The following is a 19,675-nucleotide window of genomic DNA, read 5'->3' as shown; positions in this document are numbered from 1 at the left end:
CTGGGCAGCCTCTTTCCATCCATCATCGCCATTGCCTTGTCCGGATTATCCGGCCCTGCCGAAATGCGCGGCACTGCCTTTTTGAACGTGCTGCGCTTATGTGGACAAGCTATGGGCATTCCCCTTATTGCCACACTTTTCGACCGAAGAATGATCTTTCATGCGCATTTTCTTGCTGAAGGTAATAACAGCACTTGGGTTTATGCGCCCAACCCGACGGTGAGCAATATTCACACTGCCCACTACATTACGCATCAGGCAGCCATGCTCGCCTTCAACGAAATCTTTTATATAGCCGCATGGGGATTCCTGCTCGGCGCTGGCCTCCTGCTGTTCAGCAAACGTGTGGTTTACGCAGAACCGGATATTCGGGTACGTCGCGCCATAGAAGAACTGGTGGATCTCTGATGGAAAAGTTCTTTATTCTACTGGTGCCATTATTGCTGCTTGCGGCCTGCGCGCGTCTGCCCCGGCATCTCCCCGGCGGGCATCTCGCCCATACCACTCAAATTCAACAGACCCTGGCCCGGGCCGATCATCAATATGGGATCGCAGCTGGCCAATGGCCCGCGCACCATTGGTGGGAAACGGCGCGAATACCCGCTCTTAACCATCTGATTCAGCAGGCCCTTCGCCAAAATCCATCACTGCAGCTTGCCAGTACCCGTATTCTGGCCGCCAAAGCCATGGCCGCAGAACAACATGCCGCTCTTCTCCCACAAGTTTCGGCGGGAGCCTCCCTCACCCAGGAGCATTTTTCGCAGAATGGTTTGCACCTTCAGGCCAACGGCAAAAGCTTTACCTATACCGAAATCAACCCGCTGGAACTCCGTTATCATCTGGATTTGTGGGGACGTGACAGCGATCAGATTCGTGCGGCTTTAGGACAAGTACGGGTTCACCAGGCGGATTATGCCGAGGCAAAATTACAGCTGGAGAAACAACTGGCATGGCATTATTTTTTGCTGGCGGGCGAAACACGGCAACTGCATCTGGCGGAGCGTCTGGAAAACCTGCAAAAATCCTTGTTACAACTGGAAAAACAACGTTGGCAGGATGGTCTGAGCAATGCCCGGCCGGTGTATGCGCAGACAGAAGCTTATGGAAGTGCCCGGCAGTCCGTGGCCAGGCTACGGGCAGCTATTGCGCAACAACGCTACATACTGGCCGCCTTGACCGGGCATGGACCCGATTGGGGACAAAATATTGCCGTGGAACCATTACCCGATCTTTCCTCTATAAATATACCCCGTAATTTGCCTCTACGTCTTATTACCCATCGTCCTGACATTGTCGCAGCACGCTGGGAAATAGAAGTCGCTGCGCAACAGGTCGGGGCCGCCCGCGCGGCTTTTTATCCCGATGTCAATATTGCCCTGTTTGCGGGTTGGAACAGCATTGACCTGGGTGATTTATTCAGCCCTGGAAATCTGGCCCATGCCATTGGTCCGGTCGTATCTCTGCCCATTTTTGAAGGTGGAAAACTCCGTGCCCGACTCAAAGCACAAAATGCTTTATATCTGGCCACCCAAGATCATTATCGCCGCAGTATCCTCAGTGCAGTGCACGAAATTGCCGGTCATTTGGCCACCTGGCAAAAGAACCGCCAGCAAATACAGGAACAAATACCAATGACCAATGCGGCCAGACAGGATAGCGTACTGGCTACGGCCGCCTTTCATTCGGGAACCACCAATAAGATGAGTGTTTACCGCAGCCAAATTCAGGAAATCAAGATGCAAAACCAGCAAATCACTTTGCAGATACATAATGCACAATCCTGGGTGCTACTTAATGTTGCTCTGGGTGGCGGATATGCAGCAGAGAAAAAACCAGCATGAGTACCATCCAACCATCCTCAGCCCCCGGGAACTCACAGGAAAAACGCCGCCGCAGGCTGTTAATTGGGGTTACTGTCACACTGGTTGTTGCGGCTGTGATCGGCATCCTCTGGTGGTTATTGCGTGGCCAGTACTGGACTGAAACCAATGATGCTTACGTCACCGGAAACATCACGCCGGTAGACAGTTTGTCGGCAGGCACCATCAAGCAGGTGCTGGCGGAGAATACGGAATTTGTTCATGCTGGCCAGGTTTTGGCGATACTGCAAGGTACCCATTCTCAACTGGCCATGGAACAGGCCGGAGCCCATTTGGCCGCAACAGTGCGCCAAGTACGCCAGGATTTCGCCCGGGTCCAGACACTGCAACAGAGCGTTCAGGCCAAAATGGCTGAACTGCAAAAACTGAAAATGGATTTAAGTCGTTACCAACAATCCCTGCCCAGCGGAGCGGTGTCCAGGATTCGCATTGAAAATACGCAAAATGAAATGACTTCCGCAGCCGCACAAGTCGCAGAGGCCCAGGCAATGCTGCGCGGGGCACAAGCCATCGTTGCGGGCACCACGGTGTATAACAATCCCCTGGTTCAGCAGGCCGCCGCCGCCTTTGAAAAAACCGACATTAACTGGCAAAGGCGCCTGATCCGTGCCCCCATATCGGGTTATATCGCGCAACGCTCTGCTTACCCCGGATTAAAGGTGCATAACGGTCAGCCGTTGTTTTCTGTAGTGCCGCTCAATGATTTATGGGTGGTAGCCAACATCAAGGAAACCGCCATGCGCCACATCCACCCCGGGCAAGCCGTTCAGTTGACCAGCTATTACTATGGTCATCAGGTGCACTATCACGGCACCGTTCTGGGTTTACTTCCCGGCGCCGGCAGTGCATTCAGCATTTTGCCCCCGGAAAATGCGACCGGAAATTACATTCATATTGTAGAACGCGTACCGGTACGTATTGCCATACCTGCTCAAGAACTCGCGAAACATCCCTTGCGTCCGGGGCTTTCCATGATTGCCGCAGTGCACTGGAAACCGGGACATCAGCATTCTGTACTCCAGGCGCTGACCGTCACACCCAAACAAGGCTATGAAACGGGCATATACCGTACCGAATTGCAGCATGCGCGGCAGCGGGCTGAGGCCATCATTCGTCAAAACCTGTGAGCACGGCATCTGGAAACTTGACCGAAATCAAGGAACGCTCATCAGCGAACCCTTATTCTGCATAACGCAGGATGTTTTAAACAACCTATCTACCGATTACACACACAGGAGTCATCCGTAATGAGCATTAATATTCAACTGATCCAGTCCAGCGGTGCAGCGGTAAAAGACCTGGGTGTTCAGGTGGCCGAGCACTTTTATAATTATATGTTTACGCATTTTCCGGAGGTCCGGAAAATGTTTCCGGGAGACATGACCGAACAACGTATTCGGCTTTTTAATTCGGTCATCCTGATTGCGACTACTATCGATAATCTGGAAGTATTAGTCCCGTATCTGAAGGAACTGGGCATAGCCCACATCAAATATGATACGCGCCCGGAACATTATCCTATCGTCGGTAAAAGCCTGCTCAATACCCTGAAGCATTTTCTGGGAGCTGCCTGGACCCAGGAAATGGCAGAATCCTGGATTGAGGCCTATAACCTCGCTTCCACGGTTTGTATTGAAGCAGCCTATGAGGCGATGGCCCCTTCCCGTTTTGTCCCGGTCACCATCGACGACGTTCCTCCTGCTGTGTGATTCGAGCATACTGGTGGCGCGGGGATATTCCGCTGCGCCACCCTGATGAGGTGACTGCATGGAATATGAAATTTGTCTGGAACCCTCCGGCACCTGCTTCAAGGCGAATGAAAGCCAGAATATTGTCGAAGCGGCAAAAACGCATAATGTGGCGATTAAACATGGATGTGCCAGTGGTTCCTGCGGAGATTGCAAGGGTACTATTTTATCCGGAGAGAGTGAGCAGGGACCCTTCATGCCTCTGCTTTTATTACCCACAGAGCGCGCTGCAGGCATGGCCATTTTGTGCAAGCTTTATCCTCGCAGTAATATGCGCCTGCAAGCTGAAGTCATCTCCCGGAATATCTGGAAGGCCGAAATTGTGGGTCTGAGCAAACTGGCCTGGAATGTCCTGGAATTGCGGTTACGTCCAGAAAAATCCTATCCATACCGAACCGGACAATATGCGCGGATGGCCGTGCCGGGATATGAAGATCAATGGCGTTCTTACTCCATGGCCACGCCCCCGCAGGACCAAGGTGAGTTGGTTTTTCATGTTCGTGAACTTCCTGGCGGTCTATTCAGTCGATGGCTTTTCTACCAGGCTCAATGCGGCGACTCAATCACTCTCGGCCCGGCACAAGGTGACTTCGCACTCCACCACGATCATCACCGGCCCATGCTTTGTATTGCCGCAGGAACAGGATTAGCACCGGTTGAAGCCATCATTCAGGAAAGTATTGATTTGGAGCAAACCCGCCCTATTCATCTTTTTTACGGCGCCAAAAAACAGCGGGATTTTTATCATCTGGAAATGTTGCAGCAATGGGCGCAACAACATACCCATCTCACGGTCACCCCCACCATTTCCGATGCAGAAGAGGCAAACTGGAGCGGAGCCCGCCGTCTTCTGCCGACGGTGGCAGCCAACGGCCACTGGCAAGACCATGAAGTTTACCTGTGTGGTGGCCCCGGCATGATAGAAGCCGCCATTGATTTACTGCTTTCCCATGGCGTCTCCCATAACCATATCCACTTTGATGCTTTTGCGCCCAATGGGTAACGCTATTGCGCGGATTCGCAATATGATCGCCATTTATATTGAGGAGTTGATGATGAAAGTACAGATTTTGGTCTCAAAATGGTGTCCCGTTTGCCCGCAGGCTGAAAAAGTGTGGAAAGAAGCCTCAGAAAAGGTGCCGATGGAACTGCAAGTGCTGGATGTGGCGGATCGTGAAGGGCGCGAAATCGTCAGCAATCTGCGCATTAAAACAGTCCCGGCCATTGTGGTGGACGGAGCCCTGAAAACCGTAGGTGCACAGCCGTTGGGTGAAGTTCTGAAGATGCTCGGCAACCAATGAAAAACCTGCTGAATGCGCATGAACAAAGCCTCAGTCACGTTTATGGCGCAGCGAAGCTCACCTCAACCCTATCGGAGAATGTCATGACACCCATAGATCAGATTATGCAACATGATCATGAACGTTTGGATCAACTGTTGGAGCAAAGTGCCCATGCTGTTGGTAAAGGCGTGTGGCAGGAGGCTGCTCATTTACTGGAAACATTCCGCCACGGCATTGTGGATGGTCATATGGTGGTGGAAGAAAGCACGTTATTCCCTGCCTTCGAGCTTCAGGAAGGCGGTGAAGACCATCCCCTGACTGCCTTGCTGCGCAAGGGACATCAGGATTTACGCATATTTTTTGAGGAAATGGCGGAAGCCATTGAGGATCAGGATGCAGAAACCTTTGACGATTTGTTGAGTACCGTACAAACCATTCTCAAACAGCATGATGCCAAGGAAGAAACCGAACTTTATCCTTATCTGGCTACAGCATTGGCGGATCAGGGTGAAGCTGCGGGAAAGCGCATTCTCGACTTTGAGGCGGAGGCCACATCATGAGTGAATATAATGGTTGCGAACTGCCTGAAGACCTGTTTTATGATCTCGATTATGTTTGGATCCGCCCGGAAGAGGACGGCACCTTGACAATTGGGGTTACGGACCCCGCCCAAACCATGTCGGGCCGCTTGCAAAAAGCTCGCATTAAAAAAATCGGAACGCATCTGGAGGCAGGACGGCATGTGGCTACTCTGGAAAGTGGCAAATGGGCGGGCGGCGTACCCGTTCCCTTTGCGGGTGAAGTTGTTGCCCGGAATGAGCAGTTATTGGAGGACCCGCACCTGATCAACATTGATCCCTACAAGGATGCCTGGATTGCCCGCGTCAAACCGGATGAGCCACAACATGCCCTGGACAACGTTAAAACCGGCAGCGAAGCTGTTGAGGCGCTTGAGGCCTGGATCAAACGGTATGGGGTGCAATGTATGCGCTGCTCGGAATAACCTGTGATCAACCCCAGCGACAACAATGAAATCTTATTGATGCGCTTTTTTACACTCAGCCCCCATGCACCCTTCCGCCTGGATCTGACCATCTGGGTACTGCGCCGGCAGGCCCACAATCAGATAGATGGCTGGGATGGCAAAATCTACCAACGGGTCTGGCAATATGAAGGAAACCGGCTGGAGGTCCGGCTTTGGCAAAGCCAGACAGGCCCGACGCCGCTGCTCGAAGGAGAAGTCCAGGGAAACTTCGTTGATGAGCAAGCCGTTGCTTGGGTCAGCAGGCAACTTTCCTGGATGCTGGGCCTGGACCAAGATCTTCGCCCCTTCTACGCGATGGCCGCCAGCGACTTGCGTCTGGCTGCTTTGGCAGATCGCTTTCTGGGATTCAGACCGCCACGTTTTTCCTCCCTTTTCGAAGCACTGAGCAATGCTGTTGCCTGCCAGCAATTGAGTCTGCATGTGGGCATTCTCCTGCTCAACCGCATGGCAAGGCTGTGCAGTAACGATCCCGAAACAACGGACCAACTTGTTCCTTTCCCGAACCCCTCCGCGTTACTGCAGCAAGAAACAGCCCGTCTGCGCAGCTTGGGGTTCAGCCTCCAGAAGGCAACTTTCTTGCACGGACTTGCAGAAATAGCTGCGGCGGGTGAATTGGAGCGTGATAACTGGCAAAGCCTAACCAATATGGAAGCCGCACAGCGCCTGCAACAGTTACGCGGCATCGGCCGTTGGTCAACAGAATATGTGTTACTGCGCGGTTTGGGGCGTCTGGACGTATTCCCCGGCGATGATGTGGGCGCTCGCAAGGCCTTGTATCAGTGGCTGGAAGAAAAGTCTGCTCCGGACTATATTCAGGTGACCAGGAGATTGCAGCCTTGGCAGCCCTATGCAGGCATGCTGTATTTTCTTCTGCTGTTAAAACGCCTGGAGAAGGAGGGATATATACAATGACATCCCATTCGTTGTTGCGATCGCACCCCCCTGAGATCATCACCTGGCGCGTCTATGAGCGCCCTTTGCCGGTAGGCTACCACGTGCTCGCTGAACGTCTCTGGCCGCGAGGTGTTCGCAAGGAGGCTCTTCCCCTGGACGACTGGCCCAAGGAACTCACACCCAGTACTGCTTTGCGTCAGTGGTTTGGGCACGTGGAAGATCGCTGGACCGAATTTCGTGCGCGTTATCTGAAAGAACTTGCCGAACACCAGGAAGACGCCTGTCGTTTACTGGGCAATGCGGAAGGTCAGCCGGTCATTCTGCTCTATGCTGCCCACGATAAAATCCATAATGGTGCCGTGGTACTTCGGGAGTTTTTGCTATCACAGTCCTGTTAGCCCCGACACCATCACGACCGACTACTTCAAACGTTATGTCGAATGACCGGCAGCCCAACACTGCAGGGCACGTGGATCGGGAATATCCAGGACGCGCCGATTGACGGTAATCAACCCGGCTTTACGCAAGCGCGCCAACAAGCGAGACAAGGTTTCCGGGGTCAAACCCAGACGCGCAGCTACCGCTGATTTTTTGGCGGGAAGCTCCACAACGGCTGCAGCATCCAGAGCAGGACACAAATCCAGCAGATAACTCACCAGACGTTGCTCTGCCGACTCGACACTGAGCTGGCGTAGCTCCTTGACCAGAAAATGTAGGCGCATACTCAGTCGCGCCAGCATCTGGCGCATCAACTGGGGCCTTTGCTCCAGAATTTCCAGAAACAAGGCGAGCGGTATTTCCAGAACCGTTGTGGAACCTTCCGCAGCAGCCGTTACCGGATAACGTCCCCCCAGAAAAGCAACCGCTTCGGCAAACAAATCGTTTTCCTGAATAATTTCAACAATTTTTTCCTGACCAGTGGCGGCGGCGGCAATCAGATGAATACGACCGGAAAGGACCAGATAAAAGGCATTTGCGGTCGCCTTTTCGACAAACAGAATATCGCCCGATCGCAAATTGACTTTTTTGCTTTGCTTCAGCAAGGAATTCAGCAACGCTTCGGGCCAAGCCGAAAAAAGCGACGTTTCGCACAGGAGTGAGGATACATTGTCCGCGATGGCTTCCATCAAAATAGGCGCTCATTGGAGAAAAAAGCAGGATAGACATCGCCCGACAGCACCGCAAGCACAGAAACACCCTGGCAAGTATGATCCGCCCTGACTGGGCCAAAAGTTGGCCCATGAATTGCTTTATGAAATTGCAGTCTGGACAATGAAGTCCTCGCGCAGCCACGACGGAGCGCGAGGTTTTTTTGTAATGGCGTCGGGTAGTGGGAGGAAAAATGAGCGGTGAAAATCTCAACATTGGTTTTGTTGCACTAACGGATAGCGCGCCCTTGATTGTGGCGCGTGAGTTGGGTTTTTTTGCGGCTGAAGGGCTCGCTGTCACCCTGCAAAAGGAGCCTTCCTGGGCCAGCTTGCGCGATCACCTGCTCTTTGGAGATCTGGTAGCTGCCCATGCCCTGGCACCACTACCCATGGCCGCAACACTGGGAATTGCTTCCCCGAAGATACCGGTGAGCACTGCGCTGACACTTTCCCTGAACGGGAATGCCATTACGGTCAGTCATGCTTTACACCAACGGCTCCGCGATGCCGGATTTACAGGAGCGGAGCCTGCCCTCGCCACCGCCCAGACATTGCGCCGCATTATTGAGGCCGAACCTGCCAAGAAATTGCGTTTTGCCGTCGTTTCTCCGGTATCCAACCATCATTATCAACTGCGGCACTGGCTACGTGCAGCCAGTATTGATCCGGATCAGGATATTCAAATCACCGTGGTTCCACCTCGCCATATGGTCGCCGCGTTGCGCGCTGGAGAAATAGATGGTTATTGCGTAGGAGAGCCTTGGGGAAGTCTTGCGGCTGCAGAAAACGTCGGTATTCCGATTATCAGCAGTTATGGGCTCTGGAACAACCTGATGGAAAAGGTATTAGCCGTACGGAATGACTGGTCACAGCGCGAGCCTGACTTACACCTGGCGATGATTCGGGCCATCCTGACAGCCAGTCAATGGCTGGATAATCCTCAACACCGCCTGGAAGCCACGCCTTGGGTTGCCAATGCTATCGGCGTTTCCCGGGAGGTAGTAGCCATGGCTTTAACCGGTAATGTACCAGGCCTGGCTCAACAGGAAGATTTTCATGTATTTGCGCGTTACTCGGCCAATTTTCCGTGGCATTCTCACGCGCTGTGGCTGGTTCGCCAAATGCAGGCAGCCAGTCAATGGCCTCAAGATGTGGATATTGAGACACTGATTCCCCAGGTATATCGCTGTGACATTTATCGGCAAGCCGCAAAAACGCTGCATCTTTCTGCTCCAAAAATGGATTTTATTGACTGGGGTAACCACTCCCAATCCTGGCAGGTGCAGAGCGATGATGGGCATCCTATTACCATGGGCGCCAACCTGATTTTTGATGGGAGCACCGTCACCCGCTGAGCTGCGATGCACCATCATTGGGCCCCGTCTCGGGGAATATGCACCAGCTTGGTACATCCAGCACCCGCAGGATACCCACAAAAATCCCGTTCACTGCCTAAAAACAACGATTCAGAGTAACTTCGCCATCATGGCATGGAAAATGCTTTAGACTGCTCAGCACTGTTCACCGATGAACAGCGTTTTGGGACGAAGGCGTTCCTGGCTCATACGAGTCGGGAGCGCCTTTTTCTTTGGGTTTTATCTGCTTTAGAGGGAAGCTCCATGAAAGAACTTTTAACCATGCTCCGAAGTGGAAACTGGCGCGCCTTGGTCGCCAGTTTTCTCTATTTCGATACGGGGTTTACCGTCTGGTTGTTATATGGCCCGCTGGCCCCCTACATGATTCACTCCTTGCATTTGACCGATGCGGAACAAGGCTTTTTAGTCGCAGTACCCATTCTCTCTGCGGCAATTTTACGAGTGGGCATGGGCAACCTTTACCAAAGTATGGATGGTCGCTCGCTGGCAATGGGTGGTGTCGCACTATCCGCTATTCCGCCTCTTTTCCTGCTGCTTTATCCTGGTGTACCCAGCTACTCACTGCTCATCGTGCTCGGTGTGCTACTGGGTGTTGGCGGAGCCAGTTTTGCGGTTGCCCTGCCCATGGCCGGGAGTAATTATCCTGCCAAAGTGCAGGGAACCGTATTGGGCATAGCTGCTGCTGGAAACATTGGAGCGGTACTGGATGGTTTTCTGTTTCCACCTTTGGCCGCGCATTTTGGCTGGGCGCACGCGACCGCTGCCGCCCTGCCCTTGCTGGCTCTGGCCGGTGTGAGTCTGTTTTTCTGGGGCAAGGATAGCGCCCCCAAAAGCGGTCGGGTAAGACCCGCATTACTGGGCTTTGTGGTAACTCTGGCAGGTTTGGCAGTTCTGGCTGTAGCAACACCCATGGGTTGGTTGGGGCTGCAGGGTAAAGCCGCCCTCCTGATGCTTCCCGTATATGGAATATTGCTGGCAGGAATTTTTCTTCCACGACGCTACCGGCTTACCCTCCGCGAACGCGATACCTGGGTGATTATTCTGATATATGCCATCACCTTTGGCGGATTTGTCGGTATGTCTGCCTATGTCAGCCTGCTTTTGGTCGCTCTTTACCATTTGCCTAAAATTGATGCTGGTATGCTGATGGCACTGTTTGCTTTTACCGGGGCCATGTTGCGACCCGTAGGCGGCATGATTGCTGACCGGATCTCGGGTGCTGCTGCACTACGCTGGTTTTTAGGCGGTATCGCGCTGATGGATGTTGTGTTTGCAACCTGGACACCACCGCTGGATCTAGCTATTACCTTTTTACTGATTCTGTATGCCTGTTTCGGTCTGGGAAATGGTGCCACGTTTCAGCTGGTCCCTCTGCGCTGGCCTGAAAAAACCGGCATCATGACCGGTATTATTGGTGCTGCGGGTGGAGTAGGAGGCTTTTATCTGCCCGTTATTCTGGGTATCACCAAGCAGGAAACCGGCACTTATCACCTGGGCTTTGCCTTCTTCGCCGTGCTGACGAGCATTGCACTGGGGCTGGTACTTGCCCTGCGCCAGCAGTGGTTAAGCTGGTCTCATCATGGAACGATGGCTGTAGCCGTTGAGAAAACACCCTCCACTTTATCCAAAGCTGGCGCCGTTACTGACTGAGTTTTTACTAAAGTCCCCCATCACAACTTGCGGTTCTTCCAGATGCGTTTATTGACGCATCGGGGGTTCTGCGCTCTTTGTCCATGATTTCATCGCTAAATTTATTCTGGAGACCAGACCATGCCTTCTCTAAAAAAAACTGCTACACATCTTGCCGTTACGAACGCTCTACTGGTCATTTTGGCAGGAAGTTGGGCCCATGCAGACACTCTGAGCGATGCCATTACCCAAGGACAGGTTCATCTGGATTTTCGTCCTCGTTATGAATTCATGTCACAAACCGGGAAAAAAGATGCAAATGCCTTTACCGTACAGACGCTGCTGGGGCTCAGCAGTAAACCCATTGCCGGTTTCAGTGCTGATCTGCAATTCATCAACGTAGCGGGCATCATTAATCAGTACAACAGCTTACGCAATGACAAAACGGCGTATTCTGTTATTCCCGATCCGGGCGAAAGCAACGTCAATCAAGCCTATCTGCAATTTGCCGGCATTCCCGAATGGAAACTGCGTGCGGGCCGGCAGGAAATCAATCTGGATGATGAACGTTTTGTGGGCGCTGTCGGTTTCCGCCAGACCCCGCAGACTTTTGATTCCGTATCCATCTCCGGAAAACCGCTGAAGGGTCTAACGATTTACGGGGCCTATATATGGCGCATCAAGAATATACTGAATGAAAATGTGCCATCACAAACCATACTCAGCGAAATCAGCTGGGCACCGTCTTCGTTAATTCATGCGCAGGGGTTTGGCTATTGGTATGGCAACCAGGCACATAGTGCCATACCCGGTGCCGCCGCCTGTTTTTTGTCGGGAAACGCCCAGGTCTGCAACAGCCAAACGCTGGGGCTGCGTGTCGGGGGAGTTATCCCCCTCACCCATGCAGTGAAACTACCCTACGATCTGAGTTATGCCCGCCAGCTACCCTATGACGGCGGCAGCGCAGCCATCAATGCCTCCTACTACCACCTGAGTGCTGGGCTGGCGCTGCCATCCGTTGCTCTCCATGCCAATTACATGGTGATGGGGGCCAACTCTCAGGGGACCTACGGCTTTCAGACCCCATTGGCTACCAAGCATGCCTTTAACGGTTGGGCAGAGGTGTTTCTTACCCCCCCCCCAAAGGGACTGCGTAGTCTTTACTTTACGGCTACTGGAAAAATCATGAAAACCCAACTGATGGCTACCTATTACGATTTTCAGGCTGATCATGGCGGTGCCCATTATGGTAATGAGCTGGATCTATCCGTAACCCATGGTTTCTCCAGACATTGGAGTGCCGGGGTGCAATATGCGGACTACCGGCGGAGCAGTTATGGGGTCAATACCGAGGGGGCCTGGGTGTTTGTCGATGCAAAATTCTAGTCAGGCAGCGGGATTGGTTGCACTAATTTAGTGCAGTTGCACCAGGCCTTGCACTGATTTTTAACAATCCGATCGGGCATTAAAATTTAACATTCTGTTTTTATTACGATCATCACCAGGCACATCTATTGCTTAGTAAGTTTTGAAGCGATTCGCGAGGATCGCCTGTATGCAAAACGGCAAAGGCGTCGTCAGCAATTCAGCTGACTGACGCCTTTTTTCTATTTTGGGAGCCCAGCAATGCACACTACAGTTTCACAAAACCCCCGTCTGGTCGTTGTCGGCAATGGCATGGCAGGTATCCGTGCGGTCGAAGAACTCTTGAAAATGGCACCGGATCTCTATGACATCAGCGTGTTCGGTGCCGAACCTCATCCCAACTACAACCGGATACTCCTGACTCCGGTGCTGGCCGGAGAAATGGCTCTGGAAGAGACCATCCTCAATCCCCTGGAATGGTATGCCGAGCATGGAATCCAGTTATTTACCGGTAATCCAGTGACACGCATTGATCGGGTCAAACGTCTGGTTATCAGCGCCGACGGCAAAGCCACGCACTATGATCGCTTGCTGCTGGCAACTGGCGCAGCCGCCGCTATGGCGCCCGTACCGGGCAATCATTTGCCGGGCGTTATGAGTTATCGGGATATGGCGGATGTGGAAGCGTTGACCCGCAGCAGTGCGCTCGGCGGTCAGGCTGTGGTCATCGGTGGCGGCCTGTTGGGACTGGAAGTTGCCCATGGTCTGCGGGCCAGAGGAATGGAGGTCACGGTCATTCATCGTCGGGCCTGGCCTTTGGACAAGCAACTGGATCAACGGGGTGGTGTGCTTTTGCAAAAGGCCATGGAAGCCCGGGGTGTCCGGTTTTTGCTGGGTAAGGAAACCGCAGAAATTCTGGGATCGGCGCATGTCACCGGACTACGTTTCAGCGATGGCACGGAAATTCCGGCGGATGTGCTGGTTATGACCATTGGTATCAAACCGCGCATCGAACTGGCCCAGGCTGCAGGCTTACAATGTGAAACCGGCATTCTGGTCAATGACACCCTGCAAACCTACGACCCACGCATTTATGCCGTGGGAGAGTGTGTCCAGCATCGCGGTCAGACCTATGGCCTGGTAGCTCCCCTGTTTGAGCAGGCCAAAGTAGCCGCCAATCACCTGGCGGAATATGGACGGATGCGTTATCAGGGTTCCGTCACCAGCACCAAACTCAAGGTTACCGGCATCGAACTGTTTTCCGCCGGAAATTTCATGGGCGGAGAAGATTGCGAAGAAGTCACCCTGCTGGACGGCAGCCAAGGGGTTTACAAAAAAGTCATCCTCCAGGAAAACAAGGTGGTGGGTGGCTTACTCTACGGCGATACCAGCATCGGTCCGTGGCTGTTTCAACTCATGCGTGACGGCACCGACGTATCGGCCTTTCGGGACAATATCGTCTTTGGTGAAACGCATCTGGGGGATGCCGGTCATTCCGGAGAAAACCAGGCGGCGCGCCTGCCAGACAACGCCGAAATTTGTGGCTGCAATGGCGTGGCCAAAGGCAGCATTGTCAAAGCCATCCGCGAACAGGGATTGTTTACTCTGGACGATGTACGCAAATGTACCAAGGCCAGTGCTTCCTGTGGTTCCTGTACCGGCCTTGTGGAACAGCTACTAGCCAGCACCCTCGGCGGTTTTTATGACAGCACCCCGAAGAAAAAGGCCCTGTGTGGCTGTACAGAGCTCAGTCATCAGGAAGTTCGTGACGCCATCGTCAAGGAAAAGCTCCTCTCGGTTCGCCAGGTCTATGCTTATCTGGAATGGCGCCATCCCGCCGGCTGCGCCACCTGCCGTCCGGCCGTCAATTACTATGTGCGGACCGCCTGGCCCATGGAAGGTCTGGACGATCCGCAATCCCGCTTCATCAATGAACGGGCCCATGCCAATATTCAGAAAGACGGCACCTATTCCGTCATTCCGCGCATTTACGGAGGAGTCACCAGTCCTGCAGAATTGAAACGTATTGCAGAAGTAGCCGAGCGCCATCATGTCCCTATGGTGAAATTTACCGGCGGACAGCGTCTGGATCTGCTTGGGGTAAAAAAAGAGGATCTGCCCAAAATCTGGGCGGAGCTGGATATGCCCTCGGGTCATGCTTATGGAAAAGCTTTACGTACCGTCAAATCCTGTGTGGGTAGCGAATTTTGTCGTTTTGGTGTGCAGGATAGTACCCGCCTTGCCATTGAACTGGAAAAAAATCTTGAACGCATGTGGGCACCCCATAAGGTCAAGCTCGCCGCATCGGGTTGTCCACGCAACTGCGCCGAGAGCACCATCAAGGACATGGGAATTATCGGCGTGGATTCTGGCTGGGAAATCTATGTGGGAGGGAATGGCGGCATGAAAGTGCGCGCTGCTGATCTGCTTTGCAAGGTAAAAACCCACGAGGAAGTTCTGGAAATGGCCAAGGCATTTTTGCAGATGTATCGGGAAGATGCCCAATATCTGGAGCGCACCGCGCCTTGGGTAGAACGGATCGGACTGGAAAAGATCAAGGCCACGATAGTCGACGACGCCAACACCCGAAAAACCCTGGCAGAACGTATGGATTTTGCCCTGTCCCAGGAAAAAGATCCCTGGAAGGAAGCTGTATCCGGCCGACTGGATATTCACGCGGCCCCCATGCGCCGTATCCCGGCCTGAGGAGAACAACATGGAATGGATGGCATTAGGTACTCTTGAAGAAATTCCTGCTCGGGGTGGTCGTTATGTAGAGACTCCGTTGGGTGAAATTGCGGTTCTGCGCAATGAAAATGATGAAGTTTTCGCAGTCAGCAACCAATGTCCCCATCGCGGCGGGCCTCTGTCCGAGGGGTTTGTTTCCGGCAAACTCGTTTTTTGCCCCCTACACAACTGGCAAATTGATCTGGAAAAAGGCGAAGCTGTGGCACCGGACTCCGGCTGCGTCAAAAGATTTCCCATCCGGATGGAGGGCGAGCAGATATGGCTGGGCTTGCAGGAAATTACGCCATGAGCCTGCTTCGCACCCAACAATCCGTCCCCTTGCAACGTCTGGAAAGCAAATCGGTTTGCCCTTACTGTGGAACCGGCTGCGGCGTCATCATCGAACATGATGGCCAGCAAATTACCGGGGTACGCGGCGATCCCGATCATCCAGCCAATTATGGTCAGCTTTGCAGTAAAGGCAGCACCCTGCATCTCAGTTGTCATGGCAGTGATCGGGCCAGTGAACCGCTTCGGCGTGACCGGGCCAGTGGCGACTGGACAGCGCTCACCTGGTCAGAGGCACTCACACAAATGGCGGGCAGCTGGGCAGAAATCATCCACCGGCAGGGACCCCAGGCAGTAGCCCTCTATGTTTCCGGACAACTCCCCACAGAAGACTATTATGTGGCCAACAAACTGGCCAAAGGCTTTATTGGCACCAATCATATTGATACCAATTCCCGGCTGTGTATGGCTTCTGCTGTCACCGGTTACAAACTCAGCCTGGGGATGGATTCTGTTCCTTGTGCCTATGAAGATCTGGAAGAAACGGATTGTCTGTTTATTGTCGGTGCCAATGTGGCCTATGCCCACCCGATTCTGTTTCGGCGGATTGAAGCCGCCAAACTGCGCCGCCCGGAACTCAAAATTATCGTCGCGGATCCACGTCGTACCCCCACGGCATCCATCGCTGACATTTTTTTACCCCTGCAACCGGGTACGGATGTCGCACTGTTCCACGGCATACTCCATATCCTGATCTGGGAAGACCACATTGACCGGGATTTTATCGCGACCCATACCGAAGGCTGGGAAGAACTCAAGGCACGGGTTCAGAACTATACCCCGCAGCGGGTCGCCGAAATCTGCCATATTTCCGAAGCGGAACTCCGCGCTGCTGCCCAGGCTTTTGGAGAAGCGCCCAGCGTCCTTTCCCTTTGGTGTCAGGGACTCAACCAGTCCAGTCACGGTACCGACAAAAATAGCAGTCTCATCAATTTGCATCTGGCGACCGGGCAAATTGGTCGTCCCGGGGCCGGCCCCTTCAGTCTCACCGGACAGCCCAACGCCATGGGTGGTCGGGAAACCGGAGGCATGCCCGCGCTGCTTCCCGGTCATCGGGAAGTTGCCAATCCTGAGCACCGTTCCGAAATGACCACCCTCTGGGGAGTTTCCAGCATTCACCCCCAACCTGGATATACGGCTGTCCCCCTGTTTCAGGCGGTCGAGCGGGGCGAAATTGAAAGTATCTGGATCAGCTGTACCAATCCGGTATTATCCATGCCCGATCAACAGCAGGTTCAAAGAGCGCTTAACCGGGCCCGGCTAGTCGTTTTGCAGGACAGTTATCTCGGCACCGAAACCGCCGACTATAGTGATCTGCTCCTGCCCGCAGCCAGCTGGGGAGAACGGGAAGCACTGGTCACCAATTCCGAACGGCGCATCAGTCATCTGCAGAAAGCGGTACCCGCTCCTGGAGAAGCGCGTCCCGACTGGATGATTTATCGGGATTTTGCTTTTGCCTTGGGAGCAGCGTTGGATCAACTCCAGCATCCCCTCCCCGACCAACGGGATAGCAGTTGGCATGACCGGGCACAGCGTCTGTTCGATTTTCCGGACTCTGCCAGTATTTTCCGCGAATATCAGCGCTGCACCCAGGGACGGGATCTGGACATCAGCGGTCTGGACTTTGCACTTCTGGATAATCAGGGACCACAGCAATGGCCCTTCCCGGCTGGAGCCAAGAGCGGGCAAAAACGCCTTTACAGTGATGGTGTTTTTCCTACGCCCAGCGGTCGTGCCCGGTTTCATGCTCCTGAATTTCAGGGAGTCGCCGAAGAAATTGATGCCCGCTATCCCCTCCGGCTTACTACCGGCCGCTTGCGCGATCAATGGCATTCCATGAGTCGTACCGGCAAAGTCGCCGCACTATTTGCCAGCGACGAGGAGGCTTTTCTGGAAATACATCCGGAAGATGCGCAACGGCTGAAACTCAAAAACGAGGATCTGGCCCGGATTGTCAGTCGGCGTGGTCATAATGTGCTCCGGGTGCGCATTCAAAAAGACCTGCAGCTAGGGCTGGTGTTTGCCCCCATGCATTTTGGTCGGCGTTTTGCGCCCGCCGCGCTTTGCAACCAGCTCACTTTGCCCGCTATTGATCCCGTTTCCGGGGAGCCCGAGTTCAAACACACTGCGGTTCGCGTAGAACCGGCCATTTTCCCCTGGCAGGGCACTCTCCTGCGTCTGAACAGCGACGAAGCGCATTTTCAGGCCGCACAGCGTATTGCCCGACGCTTTCCCTATGCCAGCCTCAGCCGTATGCGTCAGGACCAACGCGAAGGTTTCATTTTGCGTCTAGCCGGAGAAAAAGCTCCGGCCATACGGGATATTCATGCCTGGGACCAGGCGCTCGGCATGGATGGTCTGGAAGTGCTGGATTATGATGATGCCCGTCGCCATGTGCGCAAACGCCTGTGCATGCAGGGCAAGCAACTGCTGGCTGTGCGCCTGTTTGGTGAAGACGGAACCCGCGACTGGCTCCGCGAACTGATGCTGAGTGGCACCGATGTCGATTCTTACCGTCATGCCCTTTTTGCGCCCAAAGTGCCTGCTGATATGGCCGCGTGGACACGCTCACGTGGCCTTTGTGTCTGTACGGGCGTGACTGAAGAACAACTGCGGAAAAGTGTTGCGGCGGGCAACATCTCCTTGGGCCAAATCGCCCAGGATTGCGGCGCCGGAGGTGAATGTGGTTCCTGCAAACCGGAAATCATGACGATGATTCGCCTGATCCATCAGGAGGCATCATGACGGCGAAGATGAATATGACGAGCCTCATCGGTCGCGTCGCCCGAGGCCGTGAACATGCAGAAGACCTGGACTATGCAGAAGCCAAAAAACTGTTTGCGGACTGGCTGCACGGCGATTTACCGGAACTGGCCATGGGTGCCCTATGGACGGCCTACCGCATCAAGGGCGAAAGCGTCGAGGAACTACGCGCTTTTGCCCATGCTTTGGAAGAAAATATCGAACCCATCGCTTTCCAGCACAGCTGCCGGCCGATCATTTTCCCCAGTTACAACGGTACCCGGCGTGGGGCCAATCTCTTGCCGCTGCTGGCTATGACCCTTACACGTTGTGGCGTGCCGGTGCTGATGCACGGATTCTCTGCGCAGCACGACGCCCATGATCTCCTCTGGGCCGATCATGATCCATCCGGGCGGGTATACAGTGCCGACATCCTCCGTGAATTTGGACTGGCCAGCGCGGAAAACAGCCACCAGGCGAACACTCTTCTGCATCTTCAGGGTCTCAGTTACCTGCCGGTGGACGCCCTCCATCCCGGTCTGGGCAAAATGCTGGCCTTGCGACAACAGCTCGGGGTGCGATCCAGCGTACATACTATCGTCAAGCTTTTTAATCCTTTCCAGAAACCCGCCGTACACTGTGCCGGCGTAACCCATCCGCCCTATTTGCTGCGCCTGCAGGAATATTTCCAGCGGGAACAAAGTACGGCTCTCATTTTGCGGGGAAGCGAAGGTGAATGTTTTGCCAATCCCAAACGCCGTCCGGATTTGCATGTTTGTCGGCAGGGTGAACCGGTTCTCTGGATGGAAAAAGACACGCAGTCCTTGCAGCAAATGCCTGCACTACCTGAAAACCCAAGCATTTCGGCCACCTGTCGCTATATGGAAGCCGTACTGAATGGACGATTGCCGCTGCCTTCGCCTCTGGTCGATCAAGCACTGTGCCTACTTTGCCTGAGTAGGCGCTGCGCGGACATGGACAGTGCGCGTCATCATCTTGCCCATCACTTTTCTCGTTACGCAGCCTGAACTGGAGTCATCCCATGCAAACCTGCACAACCCCATTTCCTGTTTCCATTGTCGGTGCCGGTCCCGGCGACCCGGAACTCCTCACCCTCAAAGCCGCACGGCGCATTGCGGCTGCTGATATCATTTTTTATGATGCCCTCGCTAATCCCGGTTTACTCGATATGGCACCGGCTGGGTGTAAAAAAGTGGAAGTGGGCAAACGCGGCGGGCAGGACTCCACCCCACAGATACGCATTCATGAACACCTGATCCGTTCGGCCCAACAAGGTTTGAAGGTGGTCCGTCTGAAGGGGGGAGATCCATTTCTCTTTGGGCGCGGAGGCGAAGAATGCCTGGCCCTGCGTGCCGCCCATATTGATTACGAAATCATCCCCGGCATTAGCAGCGGAATGGCGGCAGCGGCTTATGCTGGCGTACCGCTCACCCATCGTCATCGCAGTCAGTCGGTCATTTTCCTGACGG

General features: G+C 53.9%; 18 protein-coding genes and 1 pseudogene. 18 read left to right on the top strand and 1 reads right to left on the bottom strand.

What is annotated here, in order from left to right; all coding sequences use genetic code 11:
* From HAP95_RS12975 to HAP95_RS12930, 10 genes and pseudogenes are all read left to right on the top strand, one after another.
* Positions 1-408 (top strand): annotated as a pseudogene (locus tag HAP95_RS12975) (DHA2 family efflux MFS transporter permease subunit); the annotation flags it as partial.
* Positions 408-1,841 (top strand): efflux transporter outer membrane subunit, encoded by a 1,434-nt coding sequence (locus HAP95_RS12970; protein ID WP_215884591.1) that lies wholly within the window; start codon positions 408-410, stop codon positions 1,839-1,841. The pseudogene HAP95_RS12975 and the gene HAP95_RS12970, both read left to right, overlap by 1 nt.
* Positions 1,838-3,007: an HlyD family secretion protein gene (locus HAP95_RS12965; RefSeq protein WP_215884590.1), complete on the top strand. Its 1,170-nt coding sequence runs from the start codon at positions 1,838-1,840 to the stop codon at positions 3,005-3,007. The genes HAP95_RS12970 and HAP95_RS12965 overlap by 4 nt, the downstream gene beginning before the upstream one ends.
* A 120-nt stretch (positions 3,008-3,127) precedes the next feature.
* Positions 3,128-3,589, top strand: a complete 462-nt coding sequence (locus tag HAP95_RS12960) for a globin domain-containing protein (RefSeq protein ID WP_215884589.1) — start codon at positions 3,128-3,130, stop codon at positions 3,587-3,589.
* 58 nt (positions 3,590-3,647) lie between these two features.
* On the top strand, positions 3,648-4,631 hold the full coding sequence (locus HAP95_RS12955; protein ID WP_215884588.1) for an FAD-binding oxidoreductase: 984 nt from the start codon (positions 3,648-3,650) through the stop codon (positions 4,629-4,631).
* Positions 4,632-4,653: 22 nt separating this feature from the next.
* Positions 4,654-4,929, top strand: a complete 276-nt coding sequence (locus HAP95_RS12950; protein ID WP_226832772.1) for a thioredoxin family protein — start codon at positions 4,654-4,656, stop codon at positions 4,927-4,929.
* Between the two features lie 83 nt (positions 4,930-5,012).
* Positions 5,013-5,471: a hemerythrin domain-containing protein gene (locus HAP95_RS12945; protein ID WP_215884587.1), complete on the top strand. Its 459-nt coding sequence runs from the start codon at positions 5,013-5,015 to the stop codon at positions 5,469-5,471.
* Entirely contained in the window at positions 5,468-5,914 is a 447-nt protein-coding gene (locus HAP95_RS12940; protein ID WP_215884586.1) for a biotin/lipoyl attachment domain-containing protein, read from the top strand. Before HAP95_RS12945 ends, HAP95_RS12940 begins: the two co-directional genes overlap by 4 nt.
* Before the next feature lie 39 nt (positions 5,915-5,953).
* Positions 5,954-6,868 (top strand): DNA-3-methyladenine glycosylase family protein, encoded by a 915-nt coding sequence (locus HAP95_RS12935; RefSeq protein ID WP_215884585.1) that lies wholly within the window; start codon positions 5,954-5,956, stop codon positions 6,866-6,868.
* Positions 6,865-7,248, top strand: a complete 384-nt coding sequence (locus tag HAP95_RS12930; RefSeq protein WP_215884584.1) for a DUF488 domain-containing protein — start codon at positions 6,865-6,867, stop codon at positions 7,246-7,248. Before HAP95_RS12935 ends, HAP95_RS12930 begins: the two co-directional genes overlap by 4 nt.
* Before the next feature lie 33 nt (positions 7,249-7,281).
* Here HAP95_RS12930 and HAP95_RS12925 read toward each other — a convergent pair whose 3' ends face one another.
* Complete coding sequence (locus HAP95_RS12925; RefSeq protein WP_215884592.1) at positions 7,282-7,977, bottom strand: Crp/Fnr family transcriptional regulator; 696 nt, start codon at positions 7,975-7,977, stop codon at positions 7,282-7,284.
* Between the two features lie 215 nt (positions 7,978-8,192).
* On the opposite strand from HAP95_RS12925, the gene HAP95_RS12920 reads away from it, so the two are divergent.
* The 8 genes from HAP95_RS12920 to cobA all read left to right on the top strand — a co-directional run.
* Positions 8,193-9,353, top strand: a complete 1,161-nt coding sequence (locus tag HAP95_RS12920) for a CmpA/NrtA family ABC transporter substrate-binding protein (RefSeq protein ID WP_215884583.1) — start codon at positions 8,193-8,195, stop codon at positions 9,351-9,353.
* 264 nt (positions 9,354-9,617) lie between these two features.
* The gene (locus tag HAP95_RS12915; RefSeq protein WP_215884582.1) at positions 9,618-11,024 is read left to right on the top strand and encodes an MFS transporter; all 1,407 of its coding nucleotides are present in this window, start codon (positions 9,618-9,620) and stop codon (positions 11,022-11,024) included.
* A 120-nt stretch (positions 11,025-11,144) separates the two neighbouring features.
* A complete protein-coding gene (locus HAP95_RS12910) occupies positions 11,145-12,389 on the top strand; it encodes an alginate export family protein (RefSeq protein WP_215884581.1) in 1,245 nt (414 codons plus the stop codon).
* Positions 12,390-12,629: 240 nt separating this feature from the next.
* Positions 12,630-15,074 (top strand): nitrite reductase large subunit NirB, encoded by a 2,445-nt coding sequence (gene nirB, locus HAP95_RS12905; RefSeq protein WP_215884580.1) that lies wholly within the window; start codon positions 12,630-12,632, stop codon positions 15,072-15,074.
* Between the two features lie 10 nt (positions 15,075-15,084).
* A complete protein-coding gene (nirD, locus tag HAP95_RS12900; protein WP_215851654.1) occupies positions 15,085-15,405 on the top strand; it encodes a nitrite reductase small subunit NirD in 321 nt (106 codons plus the stop codon).
* Positions 15,402-18,188 (top strand): nitrate reductase, encoded by a 2,787-nt coding sequence (locus tag HAP95_RS12895; RefSeq protein ID WP_215884579.1) that lies wholly within the window; start codon positions 15,402-15,404, stop codon positions 18,186-18,188. Before nirD ends, HAP95_RS12895 begins: the two co-directional genes overlap by 4 nt.
* Positions 18,185-19,213: a DNA-binding protein YbiB gene (ybiB, locus tag HAP95_RS12890; protein WP_215884578.1), complete on the top strand. Its 1,029-nt coding sequence runs from the start codon at positions 18,185-18,187 to the stop codon at positions 19,211-19,213. The genes HAP95_RS12895 and ybiB overlap by 4 nt, the downstream gene beginning before the upstream one ends.
* Before the next feature lie 14 nt (positions 19,214-19,227).
* Positions 19,228-19,675: uroporphyrinogen-III C-methyltransferase (gene cobA, locus HAP95_RS12885; RefSeq protein ID WP_215884577.1), on the top strand; the 448-nt coding region annotated here is incomplete at its 3' end.

Source organism: Acidithiobacillus sulfurivorans (assembly GCF_018853815.1).
Lineage (GTDB): Bacteria > Pseudomonadota > Gammaproteobacteria > Acidithiobacillales > Acidithiobacillaceae > Acidithiobacillus > Acidithiobacillus sulfurivorans.
The sequence above is the reverse complement of the archived record's forward strand: the minus strand, read 5'-3'. Positions and strand labels throughout refer to the sequence as shown.

What these genes read in the sequence shown, in the direction of transcription:
- HAP95_RS12970 (WP_215884591.1), top strand. Translation starts at nt 408, where the DNA reads ATGGAAAAGTTCTTTATTCTACTGGTGCCATTATTGCTGCTTGCGGCC.
- HAP95_RS12965 (WP_215884590.1), top strand. Translation starts at nt 1,838, where the DNA reads ATGAGTACCATCCAACCATCCTCAGCCCCCGGGAACTCACAGGAAAAA.
- HAP95_RS12960 (WP_215884589.1), top strand. Translation starts at nt 3,128, where the DNA reads ATGAGCATTAATATTCAACTGATCCAGTCCAGCGGTGCAGCGGTAAAA.
- HAP95_RS12955 (WP_215884588.1), top strand. Translation starts at nt 3,648, where the DNA reads ATGGAATATGAAATTTGTCTGGAACCCTCCGGCACCTGCTTCAAGGCG.
- HAP95_RS12950 (WP_226832772.1), top strand. Translation starts at nt 4,654, where the DNA reads ATGATCGCCATTTATATTGAGGAGTTGATGATGAAAGTACAGATTTTG.
- HAP95_RS12945 (WP_215884587.1), top strand. Translation starts at nt 5,013, where the DNA reads ATGACACCCATAGATCAGATTATGCAACATGATCATGAACGTTTGGAT.
- HAP95_RS12940 (WP_215884586.1), top strand. Translation starts at nt 5,468, where the DNA reads ATGAGTGAATATAATGGTTGCGAACTGCCTGAAGACCTGTTTTATGAT.
- HAP95_RS12935 (WP_215884585.1), top strand. Translation starts at nt 5,954, where the DNA reads ATGCGCTTTTTTACACTCAGCCCCCATGCACCCTTCCGCCTGGATCTG.
- HAP95_RS12930 (WP_215884584.1), top strand. Translation starts at nt 6,865, where the DNA reads ATGACATCCCATTCGTTGTTGCGATCGCACCCCCCTGAGATCATCACC.
- HAP95_RS12925 (WP_215884592.1), bottom strand. Translation starts at nt 7,977, where the DNA reads ATGGAAGCCATCGCGGACAATGTATCCTCACTCCTGTGCGAAACGTCG.
- HAP95_RS12920 (WP_215884583.1), top strand. Translation starts at nt 8,193, where the DNA reads ATGAGCGGTGAAAATCTCAACATTGGTTTTGTTGCACTAACGGATAGC.
- HAP95_RS12915 (WP_215884582.1), top strand. Translation starts at nt 9,618, where the DNA reads ATGAAAGAACTTTTAACCATGCTCCGAAGTGGAAACTGGCGCGCCTTG.
- HAP95_RS12910 (WP_215884581.1), top strand. Translation starts at nt 11,145, where the DNA reads ATGCCTTCTCTAAAAAAAACTGCTACACATCTTGCCGTTACGAACGCT.
- nirB (WP_215884580.1), top strand. Translation starts at nt 12,630, where the DNA reads ATGCACACTACAGTTTCACAAAACCCCCGTCTGGTCGTTGTCGGCAAT.
- nirD (WP_215851654.1), top strand. Translation starts at nt 15,085, where the DNA reads ATGGAATGGATGGCATTAGGTACTCTTGAAGAAATTCCTGCTCGGGGT.
- HAP95_RS12895 (WP_215884579.1), top strand. Translation starts at nt 15,402, where the DNA reads ATGAGCCTGCTTCGCACCCAACAATCCGTCCCCTTGCAACGTCTGGAA.
- ybiB (WP_215884578.1), top strand. Translation starts at nt 18,185, where the DNA reads ATGACGGCGAAGATGAATATGACGAGCCTCATCGGTCGCGTCGCCCGA.